Source organism: Cyclobacterium qasimii M12-11B, assembly GCF_000427295.1.
In the GTDB taxonomy this organism is placed as follows: Bacteria; Bacteroidota; Bacteroidia; order Cytophagales; family Cyclobacteriaceae; genus Cyclobacterium; species Cyclobacterium qasimii.
The window spans coordinates 1-1418 of the sequence record NZ_ATNM01000095.1 but is presented as its reverse complement, the minus strand read 5'-3'; the positions used below and the strand labels follow the sequence as shown (position 1 = coordinate 1418).

The following is a 1418-nucleotide window of genomic DNA, read 5'->3' as shown; positions in this document are numbered from 1 at the left end:
TTGACTCGTCCTAAAAAAAGTTTACAGATTATTGTTTAAATACTGGTATAGGTTTACAATGTTTTTTAATCCTACAATGGATTTACAAGAGTACATTTTTTAGTGTAATAGTTTTTCCATAACCTCTCTTTTTTTTGATTGGTTTGATGGATTTCTTCTGGTGTAAAGTTTCCAATACTCATATGTGGCCTTTCCTTGTTATATAGTTGGACAACTTGTGTTAAGAGAATGGAAGCCTCCTGAAATGTTTCTACTTGATAGCAGTCTAGATATTCTTCTTTGATTATACCATTTACTCTTTCTGCCAGCGCATTCTCCAAGGGATCTCCATTTTCTGTCATACTGATTTGTATTTGGTTGTCCTGTAATAGCTTTACATAATCTTTACTACAGTATTGAATACCTCTGTCGGAATGGTGAATAAGACCAATCACGGGTCCCGAAGCTTCTTCAAGAGCCATTTCAAGTGCTCTTATAGTAGAGGCTGCCTCTAACGTTTTATCTAATTGAAAGCCTACTATTTTATGCGAATAGGCATCGGTGATAAAGCTTATATATAAGAATCTTTCTTTGAATCTCCAATAGGTAATATCACTGACCCATAGCTGGTTGCTTCTGCTGGGAACATATTCACGGACTAGATTGGGGTATTTTCTCAACCAATGAAACGAATTAGTAGTATGCACTCGTCGCTTTCTGCGTCTGATTAACAGGTTATTCGCCGCTAACAGGTCAAATAAAGCATCTCTACCGATCTTTATCTGGTTTTCTAACAGAAATGAATCTAGTAAGACCAAAAGCTTACGTCCTCCAATTCTTAAATGGTTTTTTCTAATACTAAGAACCTTTTTAATGACCAGCTCTTGTTCAAAGCTAGTTTCTTCCGCTTGCCAATAATATTGATAGTAGGCCTGTCTTGTAATTCCAAATAACATACATAAACGACTCAGAGCATGCCGTTGATGCCTCTCCTTTAAGGTGGTAATTACTTGGTACCGGACTTTTTTCTGATAGGGATCTTTAGCTCTTTCTCAGCTATATCAATCATCAGCTCATAGCCTTCAGCTTTCAGCTGTGCATGCTCAAGCTGCTTCTCCAGCTCCTTTATACGATTTTGAAGGGTAATAGGGTCATCTGTGTTCGATTGGTTCACTATTAAAGGAGTTGAGTAAGATGCTTTAACAGAACTTGACTTTCTGTTATCGGAAATATAACCAAATTTCCTCATCCAGTCCAAAATCTTACCATGCTCATTATCTTGACCTGTATACTTTTTCCATAATTCCACTTTCGTATACTGACCTGTAAGATATTCTTTGATCATAGATTCCCGTTCTTCCCGACTCAAAGAACCGACTGTTCTTATCTTTTTTCTATTCATAGTTTACATTTTATGTAAACCTATTCTAGGACAAGTC

Annotated in this window: 2 protein-coding genes; both read right to left on the bottom strand. The window is 36.5% G+C overall.

Going from position 1 to position 1418, the window contains the following annotated elements; all coding sequences use genetic code 11:
- Window positions 1-71: 71 nt before the first annotated feature.
- Window positions 72-950, bottom strand: coding sequence for an IS3 family transposase (locus ADICYQ_RS09880; RefSeq protein WP_235114539.1), 879 nt, complete (start codon window positions 948-950; stop codon window positions 72-74).
- Between the two features lie 35 nt (window positions 951-985).
- A complete protein-coding gene (locus ADICYQ_RS25915; protein WP_020894209.1) occupies window positions 986-1381 on the bottom strand; it encodes a hypothetical protein in 396 nt (131 codons plus the stop codon).
- Window positions 1382-1418: the final 37 nt, after the last annotated feature.

Bases quoted from the DNA above. Each gene is read 5' to 3' on its own strand.
- ADICYQ_RS25915 (WP_020894209.1), bottom strand. From the start codon at position 1,381: ATGAATAGAAAAAAGATAAGAACAGTCGGTTCTTTGAGTCGGGAAGAA.